The sequence below is a fragment of the Tautonia plasticadhaerens genome, from assembly GCF_007752535.1.
Taxonomy (GTDB): domain Bacteria; phylum Planctomycetota; class Planctomycetia; order Isosphaerales; family Isosphaeraceae; genus Tautonia; species Tautonia plasticadhaerens.
The window spans coordinates 6561085-6586659 of the sequence record NZ_CP036426.1; the positions used below are offsets into that span (position 1 = coordinate 6561085).

At 69.4% G+C, this 25575-nt stretch carries 23 protein-coding genes and 1 pseudogene; 5 read left to right on the forward strand and 19 right to left on the reverse strand.

Annotation, left to right across the window (positions count from 1 at the left end):
* Positions 1-14 precede the first annotated feature (14 nt).
* From ElP_RS26180 to ElP_RS26240, 14 genes are all read right to left on the reverse strand, one after another.
* The gene (locus ElP_RS26180; RefSeq protein WP_145275224.1) at positions 15-407 is read right to left on the reverse strand and encodes a DUF4259 domain-containing protein; all 393 of its coding nucleotides are present in this window, start codon (positions 405-407) and stop codon (positions 15-17) included.
* A gap of 276 nt (positions 408-683) precedes the next feature.
* The gene (locus ElP_RS26185; RefSeq protein ID WP_145275227.1) at positions 684-1073 is read right to left on the reverse strand and encodes a hypothetical protein; all 390 of its coding nucleotides are present in this window, start codon (positions 1071-1073) and stop codon (positions 684-686) included.
* Between the two features lie 630 nt (positions 1074-1703).
* Positions 1704-1838 (reverse strand): hypothetical protein, encoded by a 135-nt coding sequence (locus ElP_RS40780; RefSeq protein WP_261344383.1) that lies wholly within the window; start codon positions 1836-1838, stop codon positions 1704-1706.
* 271 nt (positions 1839-2109) lie between these two features.
* Positions 2110-2826, reverse strand: coding sequence for a hypothetical protein (locus tag ElP_RS26190; RefSeq protein WP_145275230.1), 717 nt, complete (start codon positions 2824-2826; stop codon positions 2110-2112).
* Entirely contained in the window at positions 2816-3127 is a 312-nt protein-coding gene (locus tag ElP_RS26195; RefSeq protein ID WP_145275232.1) for a hypothetical protein, read from the reverse strand. Before ElP_RS26195 ends, ElP_RS26190 begins: the two co-directional genes overlap by 11 nt.
* Positions 3128-3246: 119 nt before the next feature.
* Positions 3247-4206: a hypothetical protein gene (locus ElP_RS26200; protein ID WP_145275235.1), complete on the reverse strand. Its 960-nt coding sequence runs from the start codon at positions 4204-4206 to the stop codon at positions 3247-3249.
* A 705-nt stretch (positions 4207-4911) separates the two neighbouring features.
* A protein-coding gene (locus tag ElP_RS41365; RefSeq protein ID WP_390834704.1) for an ISAzo13 family transposase occupies positions 4912-6125 on the reverse strand; the annotation gives its coding sequence in 2 pieces (ribosomal slippage) (positions 4912-5648 and positions 5648-6125; 1215 coding nt in all).
* 34 nt (positions 6126-6159) lie between these two features.
* Positions 6160-6843 carry a hypothetical protein gene (locus tag ElP_RS26210; protein WP_145275238.1) on the reverse strand — a complete coding sequence of 228 codons (684 nt, stop codon included), beginning with the start codon at positions 6841-6843 and terminating at the stop codon, positions 6160-6162.
* A gap of 119 nt (positions 6844-6962) precedes the next feature.
* Positions 6963-9362, reverse strand: a complete 2400-nt coding sequence (locus ElP_RS26215) for a DNA polymerase (protein ID WP_145275241.1) — start codon at positions 9360-9362, stop codon at positions 6963-6965.
* A 302-nt stretch (positions 9363-9664) separates the two neighbouring features.
* On the reverse strand, positions 9665-12349 hold the full coding sequence (locus tag ElP_RS26220; protein WP_145275244.1) for a DUF3987 domain-containing protein: 2685 nt from the start codon (positions 12347-12349) through the stop codon (positions 9665-9667).
* 23 nt (positions 12350-12372) lie between these two features.
* Entirely contained in the window at positions 12373-12897 is a 525-nt protein-coding gene (locus ElP_RS26225; RefSeq protein WP_145275247.1) for a hypothetical protein, read from the reverse strand.
* 5 nt (positions 12898-12902) lie between these two features.
* A complete protein-coding gene (locus tag ElP_RS26230; protein ID WP_145275250.1) occupies positions 12903-13676 on the reverse strand; it encodes a hypothetical protein in 774 nt (257 codons plus the stop codon).
* Positions 13677-13823: 147 nt separating this feature from the next.
* Positions 13824-14075, reverse strand: a complete 252-nt coding sequence (locus ElP_RS26235) for a hypothetical protein (protein WP_145275252.1) — start codon at positions 14073-14075, stop codon at positions 13824-13826.
* Between the two features lie 76 nt (positions 14076-14151).
* Positions 14152-15723, reverse strand: coding sequence for a hypothetical protein (locus ElP_RS26240; RefSeq protein ID WP_145275255.1), 1572 nt, complete (start codon positions 15721-15723; stop codon positions 14152-14154).
* A 1014-nt stretch (positions 15724-16737) separates the two neighbouring features.
* Here ElP_RS26240 and ElP_RS38700 point away from each other — a divergent pair.
* Positions 16738-18168: a hypothetical protein gene (locus ElP_RS38700; protein ID WP_197446381.1), complete on the forward strand. Its 1431-nt coding sequence runs from the start codon at positions 16738-16740 to the stop codon at positions 18166-18168.
* Between the two features lie 363 nt (positions 18169-18531).
* Here ElP_RS38700 and ElP_RS26250 read toward each other — a convergent pair whose 3' ends face one another.
* Entirely contained in the window at positions 18532-19743 is a 1212-nt protein-coding gene (locus ElP_RS26250; RefSeq protein ID WP_145275258.1) for an ISL3 family transposase, read from the reverse strand.
* 138 nt (positions 19744-19881) lie between these two features.
* On the opposite strand from ElP_RS26250, the gene ElP_RS26255 reads away from it, so the two are divergent.
* Together ElP_RS26255 and ElP_RS26260 are read left to right on the forward strand one after the other, a co-directional pair.
* Entirely contained in the window at positions 19882-21153 is a 1272-nt protein-coding gene (locus ElP_RS26255; RefSeq protein WP_145267809.1) for an IS701 family transposase, read from the forward strand.
* Positions 21154-21350: 197 nt separating this feature from the next.
* Positions 21351-22157 (forward strand): IS5 family transposase, encoded by an 807-nt coding sequence (locus ElP_RS26260; protein ID WP_145269653.1) that lies wholly within the window; start codon positions 21351-21353, stop codon positions 22155-22157.
* A 115-nt stretch (positions 22158-22272) separates the two neighbouring features.
* Here the strand turns inward: ElP_RS26260 and ElP_RS26265 are convergent, their stop codons facing one another.
* The 3 genes from ElP_RS26265 to ElP_RS26275 all read right to left on the reverse strand — a co-directional run bounded on the left by ElP_RS26265 (position 22273) and on the right by ElP_RS26275 (position 23692).
* The gene (locus tag ElP_RS26265; RefSeq protein WP_145275261.1) at positions 22273-22791 is read right to left on the reverse strand and encodes a transposase; all 519 of its coding nucleotides are present in this window, start codon (positions 22789-22791) and stop codon (positions 22273-22275) included.
* Positions 22792-22799: 8 nt separating this feature from the next.
* Entirely contained in the window at positions 22800-23333 is a 534-nt protein-coding gene (locus ElP_RS26270; protein ID WP_145275264.1) for a hypothetical protein, read from the reverse strand.
* 65 nt (positions 23334-23398) lie between these two features.
* On the reverse strand, positions 23399-23692 hold the full coding sequence (locus tag ElP_RS26275) for a hypothetical protein (protein WP_145275267.1): 294 nt from the start codon (positions 23690-23692) through the stop codon (positions 23399-23401).
* A gap of 307 nt (positions 23693-23999) precedes the next feature.
* Here ElP_RS26275 and ElP_RS26280 point away from each other — a divergent pair, with 307 nt between their 5' ends.
* Together ElP_RS26280 and ElP_RS41370 are read left to right on the forward strand one after the other, a co-directional pair.
* A complete protein-coding gene (locus ElP_RS26280) occupies positions 24000-24803 on the forward strand; it encodes a recombinase family protein (protein WP_145275270.1) in 804 nt (267 codons plus the stop codon).
* Between the two features lie 18 nt (positions 24804-24821).
* Positions 24822-25109: pseudogene (locus ElP_RS41370) on the forward strand (zinc ribbon domain-containing protein); the annotation flags it as partial.
* A 164-nt stretch (positions 25110-25273) separates the two neighbouring features.
* Here the strand turns inward: ElP_RS41370 and ElP_RS40020 are convergent.
* Complete coding sequence (locus tag ElP_RS40020) at positions 25274-25501, reverse strand: hypothetical protein (RefSeq protein ID WP_231749267.1); 228 nt, start codon at positions 25499-25501, stop codon at positions 25274-25276.
* Positions 25502-25575 lie beyond the last annotated feature (74 nt).

Genomic DNA, 25575 nt, shown 5'->3' on the forward strand with positions numbered 1-25575 from the left:
CGCCGAGCCGGGATTCACGGGCCCTGCAGGGACTTCGACCGCCCGTGCTCTTCGACTTCCCCGAGCAGGTCCTGGAGGACGTCGACCTTCGCCTGCCGGCTTATCCATCGGCCCATCCAGCCCTCATCCGCCATGAGCGCCCGCAGGACATCGGCGGCGAGCCCCCAGAGGCCCTCCGCCTCGGCGGCAGGTGCGAGGTTGATCTGGAGATATTTCTGTCCGCCCGGGCCCGAGGAATAGTCGACGAGCAGGGCGATCGCGGCCTCGGCCTGCGCGGGCTCCATCCGGCCGTCCAGATACCCCTGCAACGTGTCCTTGATCGTCAGGGCGAGCGGCGTCTCGACCCTGCGATCGAGCCAATCGAGCGCGGTGTCATTGTCCGTCGGGCCTTCCCCCCAAGCCCCCACACGTCACCTCCCCAGAAACGTGGACGAAGAGAATTGACCGCCCGTGGGCTCCTGCGGCCCGGGCTCTCATCTTCGGAGCCGGCCGCCTAGATTATAACCGCCCGAGCGGCTCTGTCCGCTGCCTTCGGGCCCGGACACAGAGACACGCCCTCTTCCGCGTCCATCGGAAGCGATGCTCTCGGTCCGCGTTGCGGTCCATGGGGATGAGGTGGTCATCGTGGCCATCGATGTTCTGTGCGAGAAGCCCCTCGAGCCTGGGGACATCACTCTCGAAGGCTATCCGGAGTCCCGCCGGGAGAGGAACTCGAGGACGTATTCGAACCCGGCGTCGAAGGCGTCGTGCTCCATCTCGAAGCTGTGCCCATTCTCGCACGCGACGCTCATCGTTAATCCGTCAACGTCGGTCACCTCCAGCGTGCCGGAGCATTCCTGGAAGCAGCCGTCCTCGAGGTCGATGAGCACCGACCCGCCCAGCCCGGGCTCCTCTTCCGGGTACGGGGCCGCGAAGGATGTCGATCCGGCCAGAACGAAGCGCCGGAAGCCGTCGAGCATCACGTCCATGTCCAGGGCGTCGGCCGTTTGCCAGGGCGTCAGCGCTCGAGGGCGGCGTCCCCCGCAGAAGAGTGGACAGCAAGCGCTGCTGAGGCCCTTCGCCAGGGCCTTCACCCGGTCCGGGTATCGTCGCTTCGTCGGAGGGATCGCCGCCCCGGCCCTCCGGTTCTTTCCTACGGCGACGGGATCGCGAGAGCGACCTGTCGAACCAGCGTCGCACGGCGTCGCGGCCCCATATTCTTTCCCGATGGCCCGACACCCGACAACCTGGAGGGCAGTTGCGCAACCGCCTTCGAGCATGAGATTTGCGTCGCCAGGCGTTGTCGGGTGGCGGTCCACTCCTACCCGACAACCTCGGTGAACAGGCTCTTTCCGATGGCCTGAGGAGGTCTGGAGACCGGATCGCCTCTCGTCCGAGCGTTGCTTCCTGCTGCAAGCGCGGCGTCCCTGAGACGCGTGGGACAACCTGATCGGTCCAATCGTGAGCCCGATCGCCTTGATCGTCATCTCTGCCGCCGAATGCCAGATTCCTGGCCCGAGGCCCTCGGCCGGGCATGGGCGACCCGCCGGCCCGGGCCCCGGGCCTGAGGAGCGATGGCCTCGCCCCGGAGGAGCCCCGATCGTCGGCCAGACGTCGGCCCCGATCTGGACTTCGTGCCTGGGTGGGGCAGCCCTCATCCTGGATCTTCATCGAGGTCGTTTGGTTCCATCCCTGCCGGGGCCGATCGTCGGTCATCCCCAGGATCATCTGGCAAAGGCTCGGCGGACGAGATTGAGGAGGGCCATCCCCAGCTCCGCAAGGATCAGGGCCTGCACCGTCCCGATGACGATGGTCTCGGCCGTCTGGAAGAGGCAGCGAACAAGGACACTCGCATTCATGAAGAGTGGCTCCTTTTTTTACGGTTTGTCAGGTGAGGTTCTTCGATCCGGGCAGACCTGTGACGGTCAGGGAGGCGCGGGATCTGTCCGCGATGACTCCCGGGGAGGGGCCCGTCCCGGGTCTCGCACCAGGCCGATCGAGCACGAGCCATGCGGACGGGGAGTGCCTCGCAGTTCCCGGCGCGAACGGCCCGACCCCGACGGTCATCGAATCCCGGGGAGGCACGGCGGTCCCGACCCTCCTCTCCCGGCAACGGCTCTCTTCATGCCATCAGGCCGAGTTCGCTCCCGGGCTCTTCTCGTCGTTCCCGTACCGCCGTGAAGATTTTCCGTCCTGCACCGGCGACTCCGCGGCCGGGTAGATCCGGGGGAAGCCGGGGATCGGCTCGATCGGATGGGAGGAGGCGCCTCCCGACTCGGTGGGGTTGTCGGACGACCTCTGCGGGGCTTCGAGTGCCGCCCGGAGAGGCCCTGGCGTGTCGGCGGGGATCGATCCCCGCCCCTCGGGCATCGAGGCGGGGAGGAGCCGTTGTGCCGTCGCCAGCGCTCCGACGGCGGTCAGGAACCGCCGGTGGGCCCGGTCCTGCCGCCGGGCGGCGTGCTCCAGCTGCCTCAGCGAGCAGCCCTGCGACCGGGCATACGACGCGTCGGCGTACCCGAGCTGGAGGTAGCAGGCCGCCACGCGCTCGGCGAGCAGCCGCTCCAGCGGCGTCGGATCCGGGCCGCACAGCTCCGCCTTCAGGGCCTCGGCCCGCCGGGCCAGCGACTCCCCCAGGGCCGGGTCGTCCCCGGCGATCAGCTCGATCCAGGCCCGCTCGGCATGGGCGGCGATGTCGCCCAGGTGGATCCAGATCCGGGGGTTCTCCTCCAGCACGTCCCGGATCAGCGGGAGGGCGGCCGGGTCGCCCTGGCGAGCCCGGCCGACCAGCTCCCGCAGCGTCGCGAGCGCGGGCGGCTCGCCACCCGGGGATGATCGCTCAGCGTCCATGCTTCCTCCGCCTCCATCGTCCTCGGTCGTGTCGGTAGTAGCCGGCGGCCAGCAGCGTGGCCTCCAGCAGGAGGGTGACGTCGTCCAGGGCCCGCATGGCCCGCTCCGGCGACTCGAGCCGGGCCTGCTCGGCGCGGAGCGCCCCGGACTCGGCGGCCCGGCGGTCCCGCTCCTGGCGGTCGAACCGCTCGGCCAGGACGCCGGCCAGCCCCCGGCCGATGTACTGGCGGACGACCTTCCCGCCGATCTTCCTCGCCCGGTAGTAGTAGGGGCCGCTCCCGCCCCGGAACTCCCATCCCATCCTGTGCAACCTCCGCAAGGGGGCGTCCAGGTCACCGGCACCCGGTTGCCAATCCCGATCTTATCATGAGCTGCCGCTCATCCGATCAGGCCCGCTCACGCCCATGGCGAGCGCCACGATCATCCGACCGCCCTCGATCGGGCGGCCGGTGTCGCTGCCCGGCGATGCCCTGGCAAACTCACCGCCTCCACCTTCCCCGCGATGGCCGACCCCCCGTCGGGGCTCGTCGGGCCTCCGTCGAGCTGACCATCCCCTCGAGGATCGGTGGATATCGGAGAGGACGTCGCCGGCGCGAGAGAGGCCGGAGCCGTCGAGCGGAGGAGGAACCCCGGGGACACCGTCAGGGGCTGAAGGAGCGGCGACGCCGCCCCCCACGCCATCCGACGCTCGACCTCGGCGAAGGCCTTCCCGAGGCGCAACAGGGCGAGGGCAGTCGCCGGGTCGTCCGGGAGCGACCGGGCCGCGATCGCCAGCTCGACCAGATTCTCCAGCCCGTCGGGAGGAGGGGGATCAGCCCCGGGCCCGGCACCCGGGTCCCCGATCCGGTCGAGGACCGCGAGCACCTGCTCGAGGAGGAGGGGGCCGCCGAAGTAGCCGTAGGCCCTCGCCAGCAGCCCGGGATCCTGGATCCGGCGATCGAGATGGAGCCCCGGCAGCACGATCAGGGCGATCGCGTCGGGGGCGTCCAGCAGATCGGCCACGTCGAAGAAGAGCGCCGCATACGCCTCGACCGTGGCGGGGGAGGCGCCGAAGGCCGGGGCGATCGTGGCGGGCGACTGTCCTGTCAGCAGGCGTGCCTCGAGTTCCCAGGATCGTGTGCGGGCGAGCCCGGCCTGAATGCAGCGTGCCTCATGGATCGTAGGGTCGATCCGCCCGGGGGACCGCCCCGTGGGGTTTCCATGGCGATCGACCGCCCGTCGGTATCGGAGGGACCGCCGCGTCCAGGCGTCGTCGGACCGACTCGGCCGTCGCCCTTCGTGCTGCAGCTGGCCGGCACGCAACCAGCGCCAGTCGGGCCTCCGCCAGGGGCTGTCGGGGTGCAGGTCGAGCAGCGGATCGATCGGCTCATCTGCGTCCATCGGTGATCCTGCGAGGGATGAAGGTGCTCCGGAACCGGGGGTTGGGGCCGCGGGGAGGATGGTCGGCAGGTCGACGACGGGACGGCACGTATCGTGATCGATTGAAGGCCGCGGCCCTGGATTCCCGCCGTGGTCCATGGACGACCCGCCGAGGAGGCCGATCGCCGTGCCCGGCTTGGATGACGCCGCGGCGGGCGATCGTCCTCGTGGTGACCGCATTTCAGGAGCGGTCGGTCGGCACCACTCGCGGTGGGGCCTCGATGGCCGGGCTCACCTTCCGGTCGTGGTCCTCGATCGGCGTCGGGATCGATCCTTTGCTCGTGTACCGGATGACGAGATGCCTCGGTCGCCGCTTCCGGCCGGGGTATCGCGGATCCTCGCCGACATTGTCCAAGCTCGTCGACCCGGAGTCGCGCGACGGGCCGGCGACCTCCCGGCCCGCAGGGCCCTCGCCCCGCCCCCGTGTCGGTCCCTGGAACAGGTCCTGATGACTCGACCCTCGACTGCTCGTCGAGGAGTCGGTGGGGCACGACGGGCCGCTCCGTTGCGTCTCCCTGATCGTCGTTGCGGGATGCGGCCAGTCCGCGATGGGGCCGGCGGGATGCGCGGTTGCCCTCCGTGCCGACGGAGGGCTGGAGCCCTCCGCATCGGTGGTTTCCGACCGGCCATGGAGGGCCTCCGATCGGGTTAGGCACCAGAAAGAAGCTACGTCTTCCGTGGCCTGCCTCGCTTACGAGGGATCTTCACGAACCACTTCTCAAGCGACGGCAGGCGGATCACCTCGGCCTCCAACGCCTCCATCTCCTCGGGCTTCAGCCTGACCCCCTTGGCGTAGGTCGTCTCCACCAGGCTGACCACCGGGTGCTTCCGCTTCCAGGTCATCGATCGGGCGAATCCCAACACCGCCTCCACCGAGTCCAGCAGCGACCCGTTCCAGTGCATCTCCAGCACGCCCCAGCACCGCTCGATCGGGTTGTACTTGCTGTGGTACGGCGGGTAGTACGCCAACTGCACCACCAGGCGATACTTGCGGGCGAAGGCCACGATCCGCTTGAGGAACTGGCTCCGCCGGCTGTGGTTCTCCGGGCCGTTGTCCAGGTTGATCACCAGCGTCTTGACCCGCAGGAACCGCAGGCGGACGCCCTCCCACCATTGCTCCAGGCGATCGGCGATGAAGTCGCTGGTGACCTTCGACCGGGCCATGTACAGCCACAGGTCGTCGTGCTCGGGCAGGAAGATGCCGAAGGGGGTCAGCGTCGCCACGGGCTTGAAGTCGTGATCCGCCGCCTTCGTGCCGGTCCGGCTCCGGCCCCGCCGTGAGAAGGGGCCGACATGCACCGTCGCCTTGGCGTCGATCGAGAGCCGCAGGGTGCCCCTGGCCCGATCCGCCTCGGGGTTGACCGCCTTCAGTTGATCGAAGATGGCATCGGTCTGCGGGACTCTTTTTGGGGGCGGCACTTGGCCACCCTGGAGAGGCGATAGCCCAGCAGGTTCAGCTTGGTGTTGATGGTCTGCTGGGTGGGCAACTCCTCGTCGGTGTAGCCCTTCGTGGCGATCAACTGGCGTCGGACCTCGGCGGCACTGATCCGGGTGAAGAGCCCCTTGGTCTGGAACTTGGGGTCGGCCTGGCTCTGCCCGTCGGCGATGCTGCGGATGTCATCGAGGAGTCGGGGCAAGTGCTCCTCGGCGGGCTTGCGACGGCGGGCCGAGAAGGCGTCCACGCAGGTCATGCCCGAGCGGAGTTCGTGCGTGCCCTTGCGGATGGTCTCCCGGCACCAGCCGAGATGCTCCTGGGCCCAGCGTTGTCCACCCCGCCCCATCGCTGCGACGGTCTTGGCCATGAAGACTCGCTTCGGACTGCCCTTGAGGGCCTTGGCGGCATCGATGAGGACGGGGATCATCTCGGGGCTGGGCCGCATCTGCGTATCTCCTTGATCTCCTGGTGCGAAGGTCTCAGGATACGGAAGAGTTTTGTCCTTTCAATCCCCTTAGATCCATCAGGCTCGTGTTTCGCGGAGGTACCTCCGGTCCACGGCCAAGCAATTCGTGACGCAGCGCGTCGATCGTCCTGTTGATCCCGGCGAAGAACCAGGAGGCGTCCCGGATCGCCAGGACGCGATCGACCAGCCTGGGATCGCCCGCCTTCATGACGAAGTCGAGGACATATCCCCGGTAGATCAGGGCCTGCGCGACCTGCTTGGGGGTGCCCTGCAGCCGGGGGAGGCCGTCCGGGCCGGGGCTGGAGGCACGGGCCGCCTCCAGTTCCCCGGCGGTCATCCCGTTGAGCTGGGCGATCACCACGTCCTGCTGGCCATCGGTCCCGAGGATCGTGATGTCCCCGGCGGGCCCCACCCGGAAGTAGACCGACCGGGACTTCTTCGAGGTCCTCGTGCTGTTCGCCTCGTAGATGCCCGGCCCCAGGCCCTCGAAGACGCGGAGCTCGACCAGGCGCTCCGGTTGCCGGGCGGTCCAGCTCTCGAGGTAGACGCGACGCCAGAGGCCGTAGGGGTCGACGGGGTCGAGGGTGATGCGGGCGCACCACCCCCTGGAGACGCTCCTGCGGGGCTCGCAGACGACCGTCGGCGTGTCCCCGTCCGGGGACAGCTCGAAGGTCCGGTCAAGATAGAGGGTCGGCATGGTCGGTTCCTCGGTGATGAAGGATCGTGGGGCATGTCGGCCGGGGATCGGCCCGATCGAGGTCGGTACCATCCCCGGGTCGATGGAGGGGAACGGCGGCCGGCGACAGGATGTCGCGGTCACGCCGCGGAGGGCTCCGCGGACGTCTGCGGGGCCTCGCCGGCCACGGCGGGAGCAGGTAGGGGACGGGCCTTGCCGTCGACGACGACCATCCCGGCCTCCTTGGTCCAGCGGTCGGCCAGTGACGACTCGCAGGCGATGGAGATGTCGCCGACGAGCACCGAGGCCATGGCGTCGCGGAGCACCGACTCGACCCGACGGATCTCCGCCTCGGCGACGTGGCCCCCCTCGTCGGGCAGCGTCACCAGCACCTCGTCGTGGATGAACGCCACCGTCCGGTAGCCCGCCTTCAGCAGGCCCCAGAGCCCCCACTTTGCCCCGTCGGCGGCGAGGCCCTGGAACGGGGCATTGCACGCCTCGGTGTAGGAGCAGCCGCCGCGGATCCGGCCGGTCAGCGTGACCGCCGGACGGCCGAAGAGCCGCCGGTGCAGCCTGGGCCCGGCCTGGCGGTCGGCGAGGAGCCGGGAGAGGCCGGGATCGCCGCCACGGTCCAGGTCGGCGAGCGTCTCCCAGACGTCGCTGACCCAGCGCTCGTTGTAGGGCGTACCGTCTCGCTTCTGCGTGCGGCCCTTGACCAGGTTCTCGACGCCGCGGAGCAGGCTCGGCTCGCGGCGGCCGCCGCGGTCGAGGGCCTCCCAGCACTCCTCCTCGCGGGTGCCGAGGTTGCGGGCCAGGGCCGCCATCGTCTCGTCGGCCAGGTAGCGCTCCAGCTCGGGATACACCTCGCGGATGAGCCGGGAGCGGAAGGCCTCGGCCTGCTCGACGGTCAGCTCCACGCCGTAGCTGGCGCGGGCGTAGTCGACCAGGCCCCGGGCCCCCAACCCGCCGGGGACGCCGAAGTTCACCGCCTTCGCATCCTGGCGGTGCCGGCGGAAGTGATGGCCCCGGACGACCTGGCGGCGGCCGTCGAGCTCGACCTCGTCGTCCGCGTCGGCCAGCGCCATGAAGCGTTCCAGCGGCAGGCCGAGCAGCATGGCGGCCGTGTAGCAGTGGGGGTCGATCCCGGCGCGGATCGTCTCGGCGAGCCGGGAGGAGCCGTAGCGGGCCAGGCAGGTCGCGGCGAGCGTCCGCAACTCGACCGCGGCGTAATCGGACATCAGCAGGAGGCGGCCCGGGCCGGCGAGGAACAGCTCGCGGACGCCCCCCTTGCGGGGGAGGTTCTGGACGTTGGGGTCCGAGCAGCTCGTCCGGCCGGTCCGCTTGAGCACGTCGTAGCGCGGGTGGACCCGCCCGGCCCCGAGGCGGCCGAAGAACTCGAGCATCTTCCTGAGCTGCTCGCGATGGGCCCAGGTCGCGAAGAGGGGGTGGTCCTCGGCGTGTTCAGCCCAGGCGGCCGCCGCCGTCGAGACCTGCTTGCCCCGGTCGGTCAACGGGATCTCGATCGCCCGGCCCCGGGCCGACTCGGCCTGCCGGGCTGCCCGGATCAGGTGCTCCCGGAGGCCCTTCTGGTTGACCGACGGGAGGCCCATCTTCCCGCCTATCCTCGGCCGGCCCTCGCGATCCGCATGGAAGAGGCCCGGGTAGTCGCGGGCCAGTTGCTCGTGGAGGGTGTCGAGCTGGCCCCGGTACTCCGCCTCCAGCCGGGCGACCCGCCCGGCGTCCAGGTCGATGCCGTTGCGGGTGATCGCGGCCAGGGCGATGGCCCCTTTCACCTGGACGGCCTCGCTCAGCAGGCCGAAGGAGCGCACGGCGTCCGGCCGGATGGAGGACCGCTCGTCGCCCGGGTCGTCCGGCGCGTAGCCGTGCCCCCGCATGAGCCGCTCGGCCGTCGCCGACAGGGACAGGTAGGTCGGGTAGGTGACGATCGCGTCCCGGACGGCGTAGTCGAGGAACCGCTGGTCGATCCCCTCCCAGTTGGCCCCGAGGATCTCCCCGAAGCTCGTTCGAGCTGTGTCCTCCTTGGTGATTCGCAGCGACGTGACCTCGGCTGCGACCTCCGCGAGGTTGCGCGGCTCGATCCGGTCGCCGCCCCCCTTCCCGGGGCGGCCCTCGGCCAGCCGGATGAGCATGTCCAGCGTCATCGAGCAGTGCAGGCGTCCCCGGTCGCAGAGGTTCCACCAGGACCGCAGGGCCTCCTCCTCGGCCCGTTCGCGGAGATGGCGATCGACCACCCAGAAGTCGAACGCGGCGTTGTGGGCGATGAGGCGGGCCTCCCGGTGCGCGAGGATGAAGGGCCCGATCTGGTCGGGATGGAGCAGTCCCTGCCGGCGGCCCGAGCAGAAGGAGGCCAGGACGAGCTGCGGGACCTCCCGCCGCAGGTCGACGACGGTGGTCTCGGTGTCGAACGCGATGTAGGGGCACCGCGGCCGCAACTCGAGGGGGCGGGCGTCCCAGGGACGCTCGCAGGGGAACGTCCGCTCGCCGATGGTCACGTGGGCGAGCCGGTGCGGGGCGATCATCGATGTGATTCTCCGGTCATGGAACGGGGCGTCCGGGCGATGCCCGTCGCCCGTGATGCAGGTTGTCGGGTCGCTGGGCCGGGTTGTCGGGGCGGCTCCCGCGGCGCAGGCCGAATATCAGAAACGACTTGTGTCACCGGCTCGGAGGTTGTCGGTTGTCGGGCCGTCGAGCTCATCTCCGGACGCCGATCGGGGACGCGGACGGAGGTCGGACTCCACCCATCCCTCGACCCGACAACCGACAACCTGGCCGGTACCGCCTTAACTCTCTGCAGAGTCGACGCTTGCGTCAGGAAAGGTTGTCAGGCGGCCTCCTCGGCCCGCCCGACATCCTGGTGCATCTCGAAGGCGATCGATTCCTTCTTGCCCGAGTAGTGGACGGTGCAGCGCCCCATCCCGCGGTCCTCCAGGTCCCTGAGGGCCTTCTTGGCCGCGGAGGCCTTCTTGATCCCGGCCACCTGCTGGCGGCAGAGGTCCCGCACCGAGCACTTCCCGCCGTGCCGGCGGACCCATCCGAGGATCGCCTCGGCCCGGGCGTCCTCCCGCGCCACCCGCAGCCGGCAGTGGACGCGGAGGCACTGCTCCTTGAAGTAGTCGGCCAGCACGGTCGCCCGCCGGGCGCTCTCGGCGTCGAGCACCCGCCCGTCCGCCCCGTCGCAGACGTGCCGCAGGCAGTGGATCACCAGGGCGAGCCGGCAGACGTGCGCCCGGAACTTGGAGTACGGCCCGGCCAGCAGCTCGCGGTCGAACCCCGGGGCCTGCATCTCCGCCAGGTGCCCGTCCCACCACGCCCGTAGCACGTCCAGGGCCTCGGGGCTCGGCCGGACGACCCGGGGCCGGAGGGTCCCGTCGTCCGCCTCGCGCTGGCGGAGCCGGTAGAGCCGGCGCACGGTCCGGTCCCAGCCCTCGATCACCGCCCGGGGGAGCCGGCCGTCGGGCCAGGGCTGGCCGACGGAGGTCTCCGGGTAGCAGAAGAGCAGGCGGTCGAGGAACCCGTCCTGCCGCGACCGGGCGTCGGCCAGCTCGCCGAGCATGTCCGGCTGGATCGACCCGAGCACGGAGAGGGACGGCTCCGGCACGTAGAGCGATCGCGTCCCGTCGCCCTTGCGGTCGACGATCACGTCCTGGCCCGACCAGGCCGAGAGGTAGAACTGGCGGTCGCTGCCCTTGCCGCCGCGGTACTGGTCCATGGAGCGGACCCAGCCGGGGAGCTCGTCGCGGTGCATCAGCAGGCCGCGCGGATTCTGCTTCAGGATCGGCGCCAGGGACTCGACCGTCGCGTCGGAGGTGATGATCCGGGCCGGCTGGGGGCGGGTCGGCTTCGGGGGCGATTCGCCCCGGGAGTCGTCGCCCGCGTCCCTGCCGCGCGATCGGCCCTTGCGGGCCCGGATCGCCTCCTCGTACTCGGCCAGGGCGACCTCGTACGCCTCCAGGTCCCGCTGGTGCTGCTGGTCCAGCCGCCGCTGGAGGCGGTAGACGACCCGGACGCCCGAGGCGATGGCCGGCGACTTGGCCGTGCCGGGGTTGCCGATGATGCAGCCGTAGAGCCCCGGCGACTCGGACCAGTTCCGGCTGAGGGCCAGGACGCGGCTGAGGCCGATCGCCGCGGCGGCGACCGTGAGCAGGGCCATCGCCACGAAGTCGTGCGGGCAGCCGATCGCCCCGGCCAGCCTCGCGGCGGAGCGGGCGACGATCCCCGGGAAGACCTCCAGGGGGAAGGAGCGGCGGGGGCCGGGGATCCGGACCGTGATCGGATCCCCGGCCGGGGCCGGATCCGTGGTGGCGACCACCTCGAGCGTGCCGCTGGCCGGGGAATCGGCCGCGAGGCCTTCCTCGTCCCCGGACGCCGTCACCGGGTCGGGAGCCGGCGGGTCCCCGGGGACGAGCTCCCGGATCGCCTCCATCGCCGCCGCCCCCGCGAGCACCTCGGTCCCGCCGCCGGCGGCCAGGACGTCGTCGATCCCCTTGCCGGCCTCCGCCGGCCAGCGCTCCAGCTCGACCAGGAACTCCTCGGAGGCCAGCGCCGTGGCGCAGTCGAGCAGCTGCCGGGCCACGCCGGGCTTGGTGCGGGCGTCGGCGTCGAAGGCCAGCCGCACCGTCTCCGCGCCCAGCTCCCGCAGGAGCGGGATCCCCGCCGCCCAGGCGGTGACGCCGGGCACGGAGATGGTGGGCAGCCCGTCCCTGGCGGAGGCGACGTCGGCCTTCAGCTCCCCCTCGGTCAGGCGGATGACCGGGGCCGGGCCCACGCCCGGGGGCACGTGCGGCGGGGCGCCGCTGCTGGGGCCGTCGCCGCCCGAGAAGCTGAGGTACCTCGGCCCCCCCGCCGCATCGTCGCGGCGGATCTTCAGGGCCACGACCCGGCCGGCCGCGTCGCGGACCGGGATGAGCAGGCCGTTGGGCAGGGCGGCGAGCCCGATGCCCGAGCGGCCCTGCCGGAAGCCGGGCACCCGGAGCAGCTCCTCTCCGAACCGGTCCCGCAGCGGACCGAGGGCCTCCTGCCGGGCCTGGAAGAAGCTCAGCGAGCGATAGGCGTTGCGGTCGATCCGCTCGTCGGTCAGGCCGCGGGCGCGGAGGGCGTCGCGGTGCCGGTCGGCGAGGGGAAGCCGCTCGAGCAGGTCCCGGTAGACCCGGTCGCGAAGGTCGAGCTCCGCCGGATCGGCGTCGATCGGCGCGGGGCGGGCGACGGCCAGGGCCGGCCCGGGCCCGTCCCCGGAGTCGTCGGCGTCCTCCGTCGCATCGTCATCCGGGTAGAGGTCGTCGAAGCCGAGGCCAATCCCCTCCAGGACCGCGTCGGCCTTGCAGCCGCCGTGGCAATGGAGCAGGAGCCGGCCGTTGTCGCCCAGGCCGACGCTGAGCGAGGGGGTCCGGTCGCCCACCAGCCCATCGCCCCGGCCGTCGTGGCCGGGGCAGGGGCAGTGGGCCTGGAAGCCCGAGGGGGTCCGGGTGACCCCCTCCAGCCTCGCGAGCAACCGCTTGAGGTGTCGCATCGTGGGTGTCTACGGGTGCCGGTTCAGAAGGGGAGGTCGTCGCCCGTCGCGGCCGACGCGAGGGCGGTGGGCGGGGAGGAGGCGGACCTCGCCGCCCGGCGGGCGTCCCTGTCCGCGAAGACGTGTCCGTAGCGATCGTCGATCGACCTGACCCGGTCGCGCGACAGCGGGACCGACCTGCGGGGCACGAAGAGCATCCACTTCTCGCGCGGAGAGCCCTGGTACTCCTCGTGCTTGCAGGTGGCCAGGAGCTCGACGCCCTCGAAGTTGAAGGCCCCCTCCTGCTCGGGGTCGAGGCCGGCGAAGTCCTGCCGGTCGTAGCCGAGCGACTCGACGTTGGAGGCCAGCCACTTCGCGTTCTGTTCGCTGCTGAGGGTGAGGCTCCAGCGGCGCTGGCCGGGCTCGCCGGGCTCCGCCGGGCCGTCAGGGTCGTTCCGGTCGACCCGGCCGGTGACGGAGAACGTCATCTGGAAGAGGTCGTGGCCGTTGCTCGACTCGGTCCAGCCCCAGCTCACGACCTTGCCCCTGTAGAGTCCTTCTGCGTACATGGGAATCAGTCCTCGTCCTGGTCGAAGTGGTCGGCGACGGGCACGCTGCCCGCCGGGTCGGTCTGGACGTCCGGCCGGGCCTCCAGGGCCCGGACGGCGTCCCGGTAGCGGTCGGCGCCCAGCTGGGCCAGGTCGCCGACCCCGTAGTGGTCCAGGAGCCGGTCGCGATCGGCCCCCTTCCGCCGGAGGAGCTCCTCCAGCGCCCGTGCCATTGCCGCCCCGACCGGCATCGCGGGCGGGCTCGCGACGGAGACGAGTTCTCCCGTCTCGCCGTCAACGACGGCGTCGAGCTCGTCGGGGAGGTAGGCCGGCCCGGCGAAGACGTCGGGGCAGTGCCACTTCGCCCCGCTGGAGAGGGCGCGGGCGAAGAGCATGTTCCGCGGGTACTTCCGCCAGTTCTCGCCGCCGGCCAGACCTGCGCGGCGGGCGTCCTCCATGGTGAACGTCGAGGCCCCGATCGGCTCCCCGCGGCGGAGGAACTCGATGGTACAAACCGAATCGGTGTGCTCGCGCACACGAAAGTCGTAATCGGGGTGTCGGCGGATGCAGGTGGCCATCAGGTTGGCACTGAGGACCACCTTGCCGCGGATGACGTGGATGCCGGCCATCGAGGCCATCGGCCCGACGCCGAGCTCGAGTCCGGCCAGGCACTTCACCACGGCCTGGTCGACGTCCCGGATGTCGTTGAAGAACCCGCTCCTCTCGAGGATCTGCCCTATGCGGCAGATCTGATCTAACTCGGTCGCGTTCCCTCGGAATCGGATCATCTCGTTGGGCATCGTCGCCCTCCTCGGTCGTTTTCTCTGGGCGATGGCGACATCGCCATCGGCGTCTCGATGCGGTCCGGCTCGAGGGGCGTGATCCGGGCGGGATCGGCCCTCAGGCCGGGGGAGCGGGCCGGTGCCTGGGGCGGCCCCGGCCGTGCCTCAATTGCGGGCGGGGTCTCCGTGATGCGTCACCCCCGGGATCCCGGCGATCCGCCCCCGATCGCGCAGGGCCTGCGCGATCAGGGGGAGGTGATCCTCCGGGATCAGCCTGCGTCCGCTCACGACGGGGCACTGCTCCGTCGGCAGCCGACGCAGGTAGTAGAGGTCCGTGATGTCTCTCGGCCGGATGGCGACGCCGAGGCGCCCGCCGAGTTCCCGGGCCGCGTCGGAGACGCTGCGGTACTGGCTCATGATCTCCTCCGTTGATGTCGGCCGTCGCGACGACGGCCCTCGAACATTCGGCCGTTCGAACCGGGGGAGGTGCTGTTCACTTCTCGGGATCCACTCGACCTCGTCGATGACCCCGGGTGCGGCGGCCTTCCTCGAGGTTCGACTCGTCGAAATCCCGCTTGTGGTCCTGATATACGAGGAGGTATTCGAACTGGACCTCCCTGCTCATCGAGCGGTACTCGGGCTCGAGCGAGGGATTCTCCTCGAGGTACTTCGACTCCAGCTCGCGGATGAGCAGCTGCTTCTTCATCTCGATCCGCTCCTCCAGCGGGAGTCCGAGGTGGCCCGACGCCTCTCGTCCGCTCGTTCGCCGGAGATGGTGATCGAGCTCGTCATCCAACTCGCAGAGCGTCGCGGGGCCGGGGGCGTCCGTGCGGAGCGCCTCGTTCATCTCCCGGGTGATCCTGACCGTGGGGACCTCAGGATTCGTCCGTGGAAGGAGCCGCTGTACCTCTTGCTTCTCCGCGGTGTAGGTCCTCCATGCGGCCGTCTTGTGGACCGTCCCCTGTGCGGTGCCCGTGGCGCGTGTGACCTGCCGGATCGATGGCCAGTTTCCGCGGCCAATCTGGGCTTCGAGATACGGACCGACCCGTTGCTCGGTCTCTTCCTGGGAGAGCCGGCGGCGCTTCTCCCGGGCCTTCCCTGGGGTAGCCGGACCGGGGATGGGCGGCCTGGAAATCACCTCGTCGGGGCTTCCCCGGGCGGCCTCCCCCTCACCTCCGATGTTCTCCGGGGGCGGAACGACGGCGATCTCCTGCGACGTGTCGGCCAGGGAACCCATCGCGTCCCGCCCCCCCTCACCGGCAGGTTGAGACGCCTGCTCGGACCGGACGACCCCGTCGCGGAGGAGTTCCACCGCGACGGTCGTGAGGATGGTCCGGATGACCCGGGAGGGCTGGCCTCGGCCCAGCCGATCGGGACAGGCCTCGAGGTCGAGGATGACCGTCGGCAAACCGATCCAGGGCAACCGGGCCTCGCAAAGGGCGATCACGTCCCCGAGCCATCGCTGCGTGGCGGGGACGGCACAGGGCTGAAGGGGATCGCAATCGATCGTGACCGAGTCGGGGGCGATCCGGGGCCTGAGCCCTTGGTCGAGCAGGCTGCCCAGCGCGCGGAAATGCTCGAGGGTTCCGAAGATGCCCACGGCCCGGGACACGTTGGCGTCGAGCTCTCCGAGGAAGCCGATCGAGAGGACGATGAGCTCCTGATACATAGTCTCCGAGTCGGCATCGGGCACGAGGCCGTTCTGCCGGTCCCTGCATCGGAGGCGAGCCCCGGCCGAGGACTCGGCGAACCAGGCCGTTTGCGTCGCGTCCTGCAATCTCCTCCCGGCCTCCAGGAGGCCGGTCGCCGTGGCCGCGACCGCCGGGCCTCCCAGAAGGAGGATGCGGCTCCGCAACTGCTCAAGCTGCTGGTCGATCAAGTCGGCAGGGGAGGGCCCCCCGAGGAGGAACAGGTGGCGGGCCAGGCGGTGGGCCCGATTCTGATGGAAACCAATTACCAGGGCGTTCCATCGCCGGACCTCAGCGAGTCGTCGTTCCGCATCGCCGGGGCTCATGCCCAGTCGCGCCGCGGCCTCGCGGAGTGCGGAAATCTCGGGGAAAATCACGATGAACTCCTTCGCGTTCGATCAATCCTGGGGCAGTGATGAGGCACCGGACGACGCCGCCGGGATCCAGTCTGGCGTCGGAAGTGCGCGTACCTTCGAAACAGAACCGTGGGGCGGCCTCCCGCCCGCGATCGGCGGCGGACGACGATCCTCGAGGTGACTCGGACCTCGTCGGAGGCTTCACGGGAAGTGGCTCGCCGACGCCCGCGGACGGACGCAGCGGTCATGGTCCGTCGAGACGGGACCGCCTCGTGGAGGACGGGGAGGGCGGCCGTCCGACTCACCAGAGCAGGCGTCGTGATGGACATCAGTCACCGGTGCGACGGTCCCGTCCACGCGGTGTGGGTCGTGTCAACGAGCGGGGCTCGTCCTCCGCTCATCCTCGTCGGGGGAAGCGACGGTGCGAGGAACAGGCCCGACTACTGACGTGTCGAGCGGCAACGGATGCCAGGGAGAGCCCTGGGCTTCCTCTGTGGATCGCCATGGGCGGGGGCGGTTCGAAGCGTCCCCACTTGCTCGGTCGTCTGCATTCGAGACCGGCCTTCTCCCTCCGGTCAGGAGCCGAACAGAAAGCCGCGTGCCAGGACCGGATAAGGCGGGGACCTACTGCCCTTGCTCGGCCGTCTTCGATCGCTTGTGAACGGGCTGGCCCGGCGGGTATCGTGGGCGTACGAGGAGGGTTGTCCCCGGGGTGCGGACCCCGAAACAGACCCGCTACTGCGGGCCTGGAGCATGGCATCGGATACATGGCTTGCGTCGCCTGGTGGAGGGACTGGGTGCGACTTCGCGGAATGAGCGCAGGGGGATGCCGCGGGCCATCTGCTCCCTCGCGGGCCCGCTTGCCGTTGCTGCTTACCTTGGAGGTCCTTGCTGAGTATGAGAAACGCTCTCGGACGTCGCTAGTCAGCCGGCCTCGACGCCGGCAGGCTCATCATAGCGGGGGGCCGGCAACGCGCCAAGAATTTTGTCACCCGTTTTCTGTAGTCCGACACAAGCTCGCAAGAGGTTCACGCCATGAGGGCCAAGATCGTCGACCGAAGGGGTTCGACTCGCATCGTCCAATTCGAGTTCGATGTTGGAACCGGCTCCGGCTCTTTGCTCGACGACGAGGAGGCGATCCTCAGGGCCCTGAATGAGGCGGGTGTCGTCGCGACTGAGGAAGCCCTGAAACGATTCGACACGTCGGGCGAGCCGATGGAGCGTGGCGGGGTCAACTATACCAGCAAGGGCCGAGTCCTGAAGATCTTCGAGTGCCCCTATGGAAAGATTCCCCTCGAGCGTCACATCTACCAGAATTCGGCAGGCGGATCGATCATTTGCCCGCTGGACGAGCGGGCGGCGATCATCCTGAGCTCGACGCCACGATTCGCCAAGATGATCTCCTCAAAGTACGCGGATTTCGGAGCGTCGAAAACCCAGGATGATATGGAAAAAAATCATGCGCGAATATTCTCGCGTGGAATGGCATTGCGTCTGAGCGAAGTTGTTGCCTCGATCGCCCTCGCCTCGGATCCGAAGCAAGGCTACAAACTCCCGGATGTCGATGCCACGGTGAAGACGATCCTTGTGACCATTGGGTCCGCAGAGATGGCCCCGCCAGGGCGGGGCACGCCGAGGGCGGCACTCGGCACAATTGGCATGTATGACATAAATAATGAGTTGAGATTTTCCTGTTATTTTGCAGGGATTGTTGGTCCGGGCCCCGATTCCTTCGTGGAGCAGGTGCATCGCGAACTAGGACGTATCCGGACAGCTTTCCCCATGACTCGGTTCGTTGGCGTCTCCGGGGGAGAGGATTGGAGCACCGAGTTTCTCGCCAGGCACGTGGACTCGCAATTCGTCGACCCGGACAGCGTGATCGACGATCTCGCGCGGGCCTCTGCTGCCGATCTTCCAGAGGACGAAGCACAGCAACGTAGCGAATGGTTATCGGGGCTGAGAGAACGATTCCATCAGGACCAAAGCGTATTCGACGACATACTTGGAAGACTCGGTCGCTGGGAAAGCAAGGCCACGACATCTTCAGGAAAGGAGACGATCCTCCAGATCCGCCAGCGGATGCACGAGCATGTAACTCACGGACGCCTTAATTACTCACAAAAAGATGCATCGATGCTCTTGGAATTTCCTGGGTCGACGGCTGATCTGGCCAGGACCTTGCTTGGAGACAGGTTCAGGCAGGCGAGAAACAAATTGGGGGTGAGCCAGAGCGTGGCATTACTCACGCTTCGTGCGCTGACGCGCAACTTCGGTCGCTGGCAAGAATTCTGGGATGGTATCGTTGGCCGTTTGAGACTCGCTTCCGAAGACGGCAGATCTACCAAAAGGCATGAAGGCGAAGTGGCCTGTGGCGACGATTGCAAGGAGGCAAACAGCACGCAGAAACGGAAAGTGCCGGGAAAACAGACCGCAAAGAGATCCAGGGGGAACAAGCAATTGGATTAGATCCATTTGTTTGCGTTCATGCAATTGATGGTTCGGCCTGGACGTCCTCCGTTCACACCAGGCGCAGTTCGGTCTAAACATGTGCGACCAGCGTGCCGGCGTCGCCATGGCATCTGACGTAACTTATTCTCTGTATGGGAATTGCGCGATCAGGGCTGGCCGGACCGCTGGAGCCAGTAAGGCCTCGGACTCGTGAGCCCAGGTAGCTCCTGGATTGAACTCCAGTGATGATCGCAATGAGAGGTACGTTCCCCATCCATAAATGGCGGGACCAGGCTCGGTGAAGAGGCTGAGATCAGAAATTTCCTATTTGCAAATCTCTAGCTATTTTAATTTTGAAAAGTGCGGTACAGTATCTTTGGCTCATCCGACTAACGCGTACCTGGCCTCGTGGATCGCCAGGAGCTTCAGCTTGAAGAACTCCCGGTCGCGGAAGCCGTAGGCCTGCCGGCTCAGCGTCTTGATCTTGTTGTTGGTCCCCTCCAGCTGCCCGGTACTGATCCGGTGGTCGTAGTAGGCCAGCAGGCCGTCGCGGTGCCCCTCCAGCGTGTCGGCCATCTTGCCCAGCATCGCGACCCCCGAGGCCCGCGCCCGGCCGATCCAACCCTCCAGGAAGCGGTCGGCCATCGCCTTGCCCGGCTGGCCCCAGAACCGCCGGAGGTCCTCCTTGAGGAAGTAGGCCACCGCCAGCGGCCGATTGAGCCTCAGCGCCTCGGCCAGCCGGGCAGCCTCGTCCCGCTGCGCGTCCAGGTTCTCCGGGTTCTTCAGCAGCAGCCACCGCGAGCCCTTGAGCACCGCCTTCTTCTCGGCCGTGGCCTGCCGGTGCAGCGACGGCCGCAGGTCGGATAGCCGCTCGTTGAAGAGCTTGACGACATGGAAGCGGTCGAAGACCACTGTCGCCCCGGGCAGGTGCTCGGCCACGGCGCGGCGGTAGGCCGGCGACATGTCGATGGCCACCGCCTCGACCTTCGCCTTGGTCCGACGCAGCCGCCACCAGAAGGGCTCCAAGGGGTCGCTGCCCTTGCCCTCGCCGACGAAGACGACCGCCCCGCTGCCCAGGTCCAGCACGACGGTCAGGAAGCGTCGCCGCTTGCCGACGGCGATCTCGTCGATGGCGATCCGCCTCAGGTGGCCGAGCTTCGGCCGGGCGAACCGCCGCTGCAGGTCGCGCCGCTGGATGTCCTTGATGACGTCCCAGCTGACGCCGAGGTGCTCGGCCACGGCCCGGATCGTCATGTGCCGCGAGAGGTCCAGGGCATAGCGCTCGAACGCCTTGGTGTAGGAGCGTCGGGGCTCGGCGAAGCCGACGGCGACCTGGCGGATGGCCCCGCAATCGGAGCAGCCGACGCGCGGCACGGCGAAGTCGATCGTCACCGGGCGGCCGCCGATGGGCAGGGCGCGGAACAGCCTCTCGACCGCCCCCCGGGGCCGGAGCGAGCGAGAGCCGCAGGCCGAGCAGCGCAAGGCCTTGCGGGGCTGGCGGATGGCGAAGCGGACCCGCCCCGCCTCGTAGACGGTGCGGATGTACTGGTAGCCGCGGACGCCGAAGGCGTGGTACAGGAGGCTGGTGGACATGCTGGCCCTCCGCTCTGGAGCCCTTCTACGCAACTCCAGATGAGGCCAGCATGTCCGCCATCTTTCAACCCAATGGACGCTTAGTGCTACTCCGTTAAATCATACGAACGATCGACTGCTGCGGTTCGTACCGAGGGTATGAACCGGACCTACACCCCCGACTTAAACCCCGACGTCCTCGACCGCCTCGCCGCGTATGCCGCCTCCTTCCGCGCCGACTTCAACCGGCCCCGCCAGGCCGCCTGGTGCGGCGTCTACCTCCGCGGCCTGGTCCAGGACGGGGACCGCAAGAGCGTCGAGCCGATGGCCGCCCGCGTCCCCCTGTCGGAGGGGCTCGACGTCGCCGACCCCGACCAGGCCCTGCAGCAGTTCCTCGGCCAGAGCACCTGGGACGAGCAAGCGGTCCTGAGCCGCTACCGGGCCACGATGGCGGCGAAGTTCGCCGACCCGGCCGGCATCTTCGTGATCGATGACACCACCTTCCCCAAGCAGGGCACGCACTCCGTCGGCGTGCAGCGGCAGTACTGCGGCGCCCTGGGCAAGAAGGCCAACTGCCAGTGCGCCGTCAGCGTCCACTACGTCGCCCCGAGGGGGCACTACCCGCTGAACATGCGGCTCTACCTCCCGGAGGGCTGGCTGGCCGACCCGAAGCGACTGGATAAGGCCAAGGTGCCCGAGGCCGAGCGGCGGTCGCTGACCAAGGGTCAGATCGCCCTGGAGTTGCTCGACCGCATCCGCGCCGAAGGGCTGCCGGGCGGGCTCGTCGTGGCCGACAGCGGCTACGGCGTCTCGGGCCCGTTCCGCGACGGCCTGGCCGAGCGGGGCCTGCACTACGTCGTCGGCGTGACCGACGAGATGCTGGTCTTCACCGAGGAGCCGAGGTGGGACGAGCCCAAGGCCGGGACGGGCGGGCGGCCGCAGAAGCGGCGTCGCCTGGCCGAGGGCTCGCCCCGGCCGGTGGGCCTGAAGGAGCTGGCGGCGCGGACGCCGCGCCGGAAGGTGACGTGGCGGGAGGGGACCAAGGGCCCGATGTGGGGCCGATTCGCCTGGCTGCGCGTTTGGCCGGGCCAGGGATGGGCGACAGGCGATTGCGCCGGGGCGGAGCCGATCTGGCTGCTGATCGAGGAGCAGGCCGACGGCAAGCTGAAGTACGCCTTCAGCAACCTCCCGGCCGATACCAGCCGGATCCGCGCGGTGCGCCTGTGGCGGAGTCGCTGGCCGGTGGAGCTCGGGTACCAGCAGATGAAGGAGGAACTGGGGCTGGACCACCACGAGGGCCGCTCGTGGCGGGGCTTCCACCATCACGCCTGCCTGGTGATGTTGGCCTTCGGGTTCCTCACCCTGGAGCGACGCCGAGCCCGTCGGGGGCGATCCCGGCCGGGCAAAAAGGGGGAGGCCGAGCGCCGGTGATCACGGTGCCGGCGATCCGCCGGGCGTTGCAGCGGCTGCTGGCGCCGGTCAGCCGGCCGGACTGCGCGCACTGCCGGCCCTGGCTCACCCGCTCCAAGACCAAGCTAACGGAGTAGTATTAGAAGCCCTGACAAAACCGTGTGGCATGGAGTTTGCGCCCTGGTGCTGTTTTCCTCCGAACCGAAGGAGACACCACCATGGCGAGCGCCCACATGCCGGACGAGTTCTTCGATCTGGTTGCCCACCACCTGCCGCCGGAACCGGCCATCGGCCCCTACGGCGGGCGTCCGCCGATCGGGCACCGGGTCGCCCTGCGTGTCATCTGGTTCGTCCTGGCCACCGGCAATCGCTGGGAGGATGTCCCGCAGGAACTCGGCTGCTCAGGTCGCACCGCCCATCGCCGGCTGCGGGCCTGGGAGGAGGCCGGCATCTGGGACCGCCTCCATGCCGACCTGCTGAGGCTGCTCCGCAAGGCTGGCAAGCTGGAGACCGACACGGTGGTCGTCGACGGCGTGACGGTGCGGGCCTCCGGCGGCGGCGAGGCGACCGGCCCGAGCCCCGTCGACCGCAGCAGGAAGGGCACGAAGCACACGGTGATGGTCAGTCGCACCGGAGTGCCGCTGGCGATCCGCACCGCCGGGGCCAACGAGAGCGACCACCGCCAGATCATCCCGCTGGTGCTCGACTTCCCGAGCGTCGCCGGCAAACCGGGCAGGCCGAAGCAGTTGCCGGATGACCTGTATGCCGACCGGGGCTACGACAGCGAGGGGACGAGGGCGTTACTGCGTTGGATGGGCATCGAGCCGCACATCGCCAAGCGTCGGACACCGCACGGCAGCGGGCTGGGCAAGGTCCGCTGGGTGGTGGAGCGGACGATCGGCTGGATCAAGGGCCTGCGGCGGATGCGGGTGCGGTACGACCGGCTGGGGGTGATCCAGGACGCCTGGACGACCCTGGCGGCCTGTGTCATCTGCTTCCGTATCCTCCACCAGGATGTGATGTGATTCACCCGGTTTTGTCAGGGCTTCTTACGTCGGAAGAACCGTATCTTTTTACACCACCTCCTGTCAACAAGGGGCGGCGTGGTCATTCTCAGGCAGGGCCGATAACTTGATCGGCTCATGGGGCGGAATCCGTGCTCGGGGGTATCCCCAGCAGGATCCTCAGGAACTCATCCGTGACGGACTTGATGTTGTACCCCCATTGGAAGACCGCCTGGTACTGGGCCAGGTACCATTTGCTCACGCCATAGAACCGCCGCAGGAAGTTCCGGACGTGCGTCCAGATCCTCTCCTGCGTGTTGCAGTGCACCTCACGCACCCCGTCCCCGTCGTCATCCCGCGCCCAGCCCGACTTCGGCCCCGAGTGGTCCACCGCCCGGTGGACCCGCCTCATCCCGGGCAAGCCGGAGTAGCCCTTCCACTCGTCGGTGTTAACCACCGTCCCCCCGAGCGTCGTGCAGTCGATCACCTCCTGCAACTCCGCCCCGTCGGCGTGGTCGAGCACCTCCGAGCGGAACTCACCCGACTGCCGCCCGACCACGCCGGCGATCGGCGGCCGGTCGTTGGCGAAGGTCCCGTGGCCGCGGCGGCGGTTGGCACGCCGTCGCGGCGGGTCGGCCGGATCGGGATGCGGGATCCCTTTTTCTAGGGCAGCAAAGCTGGATTGATCAGGGCATTTTCAAGGGATCGCAGATAGGAGTCGGGGTCGCGGCGGAAGCGGCGGCCGAGCGTCCGGGCGGCTCGACGGCGTTCCAGCGAGGCCCGCAGGGCACGCCAGGCGGCCAGGTCCGCGGGGGCCAGGTCGGCCGGCTCGACGGCCCTCGCCCGCGTCGCCGCCGCGGCAATCAGGCGGACCGAGCCGCGGACCACCGTCCCCGGGCTGGCGACCTTGCGGCCGCTGCAGCGGCGTTCGTGATAGCGGTACGAGCCGAAGAACTGCTCCAGGTCGTTGTTCGTCCGCGGCAGGCCCGCCACGTCGTAGCAGGCGAACAGATGCGGCCGGTAGCTGCGCGTCGCCTTCTCGAAGTGGGCGCACGCTGCCGCCAGGACACCCTCGAAGTGGCCGTGCCGTCGCAGCGACGCCAGCAGGCCGTCGAACCGACGCCGCACGCCCGCGGCGTCCAGGCCGGCCTTGTTCGCCAGGATCGCGGCGAACCGGCGGACCCACCCGAACGCCACGCGGATCGCCGGCCAGGCGTTGGAGGTCGCCTCCAGGCCCTTGGCCAGGATCGCCCGCAGCCGCGTCAGCTCCCTCGGGATCCCCCCCTCCCGGCCGCCCGATCGAGGCTCGCGGCGACCTTCTCCAGCCGGCCGTGGAGCTTCAGCCCCGACGCCTCCAGCGGCGGCCGGCCGTCGTCGGTCAGGGCCGACCGCACCGCCGCGCAGTAAGCTCGGACCGCTTCGGCCCCGGCGTCGTCGCGGCCTCCGACCTTCCGCTCGATCGGCCGCACGCCCCGCACCCGCTTCTTGAGCTGCACCTTGGCGTGGCGGTCGGCCTCGTAGATCGGCAGGGCCGCTTCGCGGAGGTAATGCACCATCCGAACGCAATCGGTGCATTGCGGACGACCATTGTCGTTCCGTTCAGGTCCACGACCCGCCGCTTCATCCCCCACCTCTCGAATCGATCCTGGCCCGAGGGGCAATAGACCGGACATTGTGACCCCCGGGAGGTCACACCGATGCGCCGGCAAACCCGTCTGCCCCGACCCCCGGCTTGGGTCATCCACTCCGCCTTCGTCCCCCGTCGTGACGGGCCAAGGCGACTCGAGCAGGCCTTCGGGATCCTGCTCGGGTCGTCACCGCCCGATCAGTCCCACACCCCATCTCAGGACCGGAGAGAACCCCATGAAAGCGGCGACCTACGCCCGAGTCTCGACCGACAAGCAGGGGCGTGACCAGACCGTTGACAGCCAGCTCGAGGCCCTCCGCCGCTGGGCGGCCACTCACGGCCACGAGCTCAAAGACGATCACGTCTACATCGACGAGGGCTATTCGGGCGCGCGCCTCGACCGTCCCGCGCTCGACCGCCTCCGCGACGCCGCACGCGAGGGCGAGTTCGACGTCCTGGGCGTCTACAGCCCCGACCGGCTGGCCCGCCGCTACGCCTACCAGGTCCTCCTGCTCGAGGAGCTCCGCAAGGCCTCGTGCGCCGTCGAGTTCATCGAGCGGCCCATCTCCGACGACCCACACGACCAGCTCCTGCTCCAGATCCAGGGGGCGATCGCCGAGTACGAGCGGGCGGTGCTCGGCGAGCGGTTCCGCCGCGGCAAGCTCCAGAAGGCCCGCGCCGGCCACTGGATCGCCGGCCAGGCCCCCTACGGCTACCGCTACGTGCCCAATCGGGACGGCGTGCCGGGGCACCTGGAGATCGAGGAGGTCGAGGCCGAGGTCGTCCGGATGGTCTACCGCTGGCTGATCGACGAGCGGATGACCGTCCGCCAGATCCTCAAGCGGCTCGCCGCCGGGCCCTGGCGGCCCCGCAACGGCAAGCGGCTCTGGTCCAACAGCCTCGTGCATCGGGTCCTCTCCGACCCGCTTTATTCCGGCACGGCCTACGCCAACCGGCACGTGCTCGTCGCCCCGCGGAGGCCCCGGACCGCCGGCCCCCGGGCGGGCCAGCCGACGTGCCGCAAGGATCGCCCGCGCTAGGAGTGGATCCCCATCCCGGTGCCGGCCATCGTTGACGGGATTACTTATCAAAGTGCGAGCGAACAATTGGCCCGGAACTCGGCCCTCTCCTTCCGCAACAACACCCGCAACGACTACCTGCTCCGCTGCCTGCTCACCTGCCGGACGTGCGGCCTGGCCATGTGCGGCGTCACCACCAGCGGGGCCCGCGGGCGGCGCCAGCACCGCTACTACATGTGCCACGGCAAGGACACCCTCGCCCGGGACCGCGCGCATCCCTGCCCCCAGCCACGGCCCCGGGCCGAGGAGCTCGACGCGGCCGTCTGGGACCACGTCAAGCGGCTGCTCGACGACCCGTCCACGCTGGCCGCGCAGTTCGAGGAGCGAGCCAGGCAGGCCGACGCACTCGACGCCGACGCCCGCGCGGCGGGCCAGAAGTGGGAGGCCCAGTTGCGTCGGCTCGACCGCGAGGGGCAACGACTGCTCGACGCCTACCAGGCCGAGGCGATCGATCTCGCCGAGCTCAAGCAGCGTCGAGAACAGATCAGTTCGCGCAAGCATTTGCTGTCGATGCAGCGCGACCAGGAGCAACGGTTGCGCTCCGAGCGGCAGACGGCCAAGGAGGTCTGGTCCGACCTGACGGCGTTCTGCGAGCGGGTGCGGTCGCGGCTCGATGAGGCGACGTTGGCCGAGCGGCAGCGGATCTTGCAGTTGCTCATCGACCGCGTCATCGTGGGGGAGGACTCGCTGGAGATCCGCCACGTGATCCCGCTCGGCCGGCTGAGGGCGGAGC

What these genes read in the sequence shown, in the direction of transcription:
- ElP_RS40780 (WP_261344383.1), bottom strand. Translation starts at nt 1,838, where the DNA reads ATGAATGCGAGTGTCCTTGTTCGCTGCCTCTTCCAGACGGCCGAGACC.
- ElP_RS26190 (WP_145275230.1), bottom strand. Translation starts at nt 2,826, where the DNA reads ATGGACGCTGAGCGATCATCCCCGGGTGGCGAGCCGCCCGCGCTCGCG.
- ElP_RS26195 (WP_145275232.1), bottom strand. Translation starts at nt 3,127, where the DNA reads ATGGGATGGGAGTTCCGGGGCGGGAGCGGCCCCTACTACTACCGGGCG.
- ElP_RS26200 (WP_145275235.1), bottom strand. Translation starts at nt 4,206, where the DNA reads ATGGACGCAGATGAGCCGATCGATCCGCTGCTCGACCTGCACCCCGAC.
- ElP_RS26210 (WP_145275238.1), bottom strand. Translation starts at nt 6,843, where the DNA reads ATGCCGACCCTCTATCTTGACCGGACCTTCGAGCTGTCCCCGGACGGG.
- ElP_RS26215 (WP_145275241.1), bottom strand. Translation starts at nt 9,362, where the DNA reads ATGATCGCCCCGCACCGGCTCGCCCACGTGACCATCGGCGAGCGGACG.
- ElP_RS26220 (WP_145275244.1), bottom strand. Translation starts at nt 12,349, where the DNA reads ATGCGACACCTCAAGCGGTTGCTCGCGAGGCTGGAGGGGGTCACCCGG.
- ElP_RS26225 (WP_145275247.1), bottom strand. Translation starts at nt 12,897, where the DNA reads ATGTACGCAGAAGGACTCTACAGGGGCAAGGTCGTGAGCTGGGGCTGG.
- ElP_RS26230 (WP_145275250.1), bottom strand. Translation starts at nt 13,676, where the DNA reads ATGCCCAACGAGATGATCCGATTCCGAGGGAACGCGACCGAGTTAGAT.
- ElP_RS26235 (WP_145275252.1), bottom strand. Translation starts at nt 14,075, where the DNA reads ATGAGCCAGTACCGCAGCGTCTCCGACGCGGCCCGGGAACTCGGCGGG.
- ElP_RS38700 (WP_197446381.1), top strand. Translation starts at nt 16,738, where the DNA reads ATGAGGGCCAAGATCGTCGACCGAAGGGGTTCGACTCGCATCGTCCAA.
- ElP_RS26250 (WP_145275258.1), bottom strand. Translation starts at nt 19,743, where the DNA reads ATGTCCACCAGCCTCCTGTACCACGCCTTCGGCGTCCGCGGCTACCAG.
- ElP_RS26255 (WP_145267809.1), top strand. Translation starts at nt 19,882, where the DNA reads ATGAACCGGACCTACACCCCCGACTTAAACCCCGACGTCCTCGACCGC.
- ElP_RS26260 (WP_145269653.1), top strand. Translation starts at nt 21,351, where the DNA reads ATGGCGAGCGCCCACATGCCGGACGAGTTCTTCGATCTGGTTGCCCAC.
- ElP_RS26275 (WP_145275267.1), bottom strand. Translation starts at nt 23,692, where the DNA reads ATGGTGCATTACCTCCGCGAAGCGGCCCTGCCGATCTACGAGGCCGAC.
- ElP_RS26280 (WP_145275270.1), top strand. Translation starts at nt 24,000, where the DNA reads ATGAAAGCGGCGACCTACGCCCGAGTCTCGACCGACAAGCAGGGGCGT.
- ElP_RS40020 (WP_231749267.1), bottom strand. Translation starts at nt 25,501, where the DNA reads ATGAGCAACTGCAAGATCCGCTGCCGCTCGGCCAACGTCGCCTCATCG.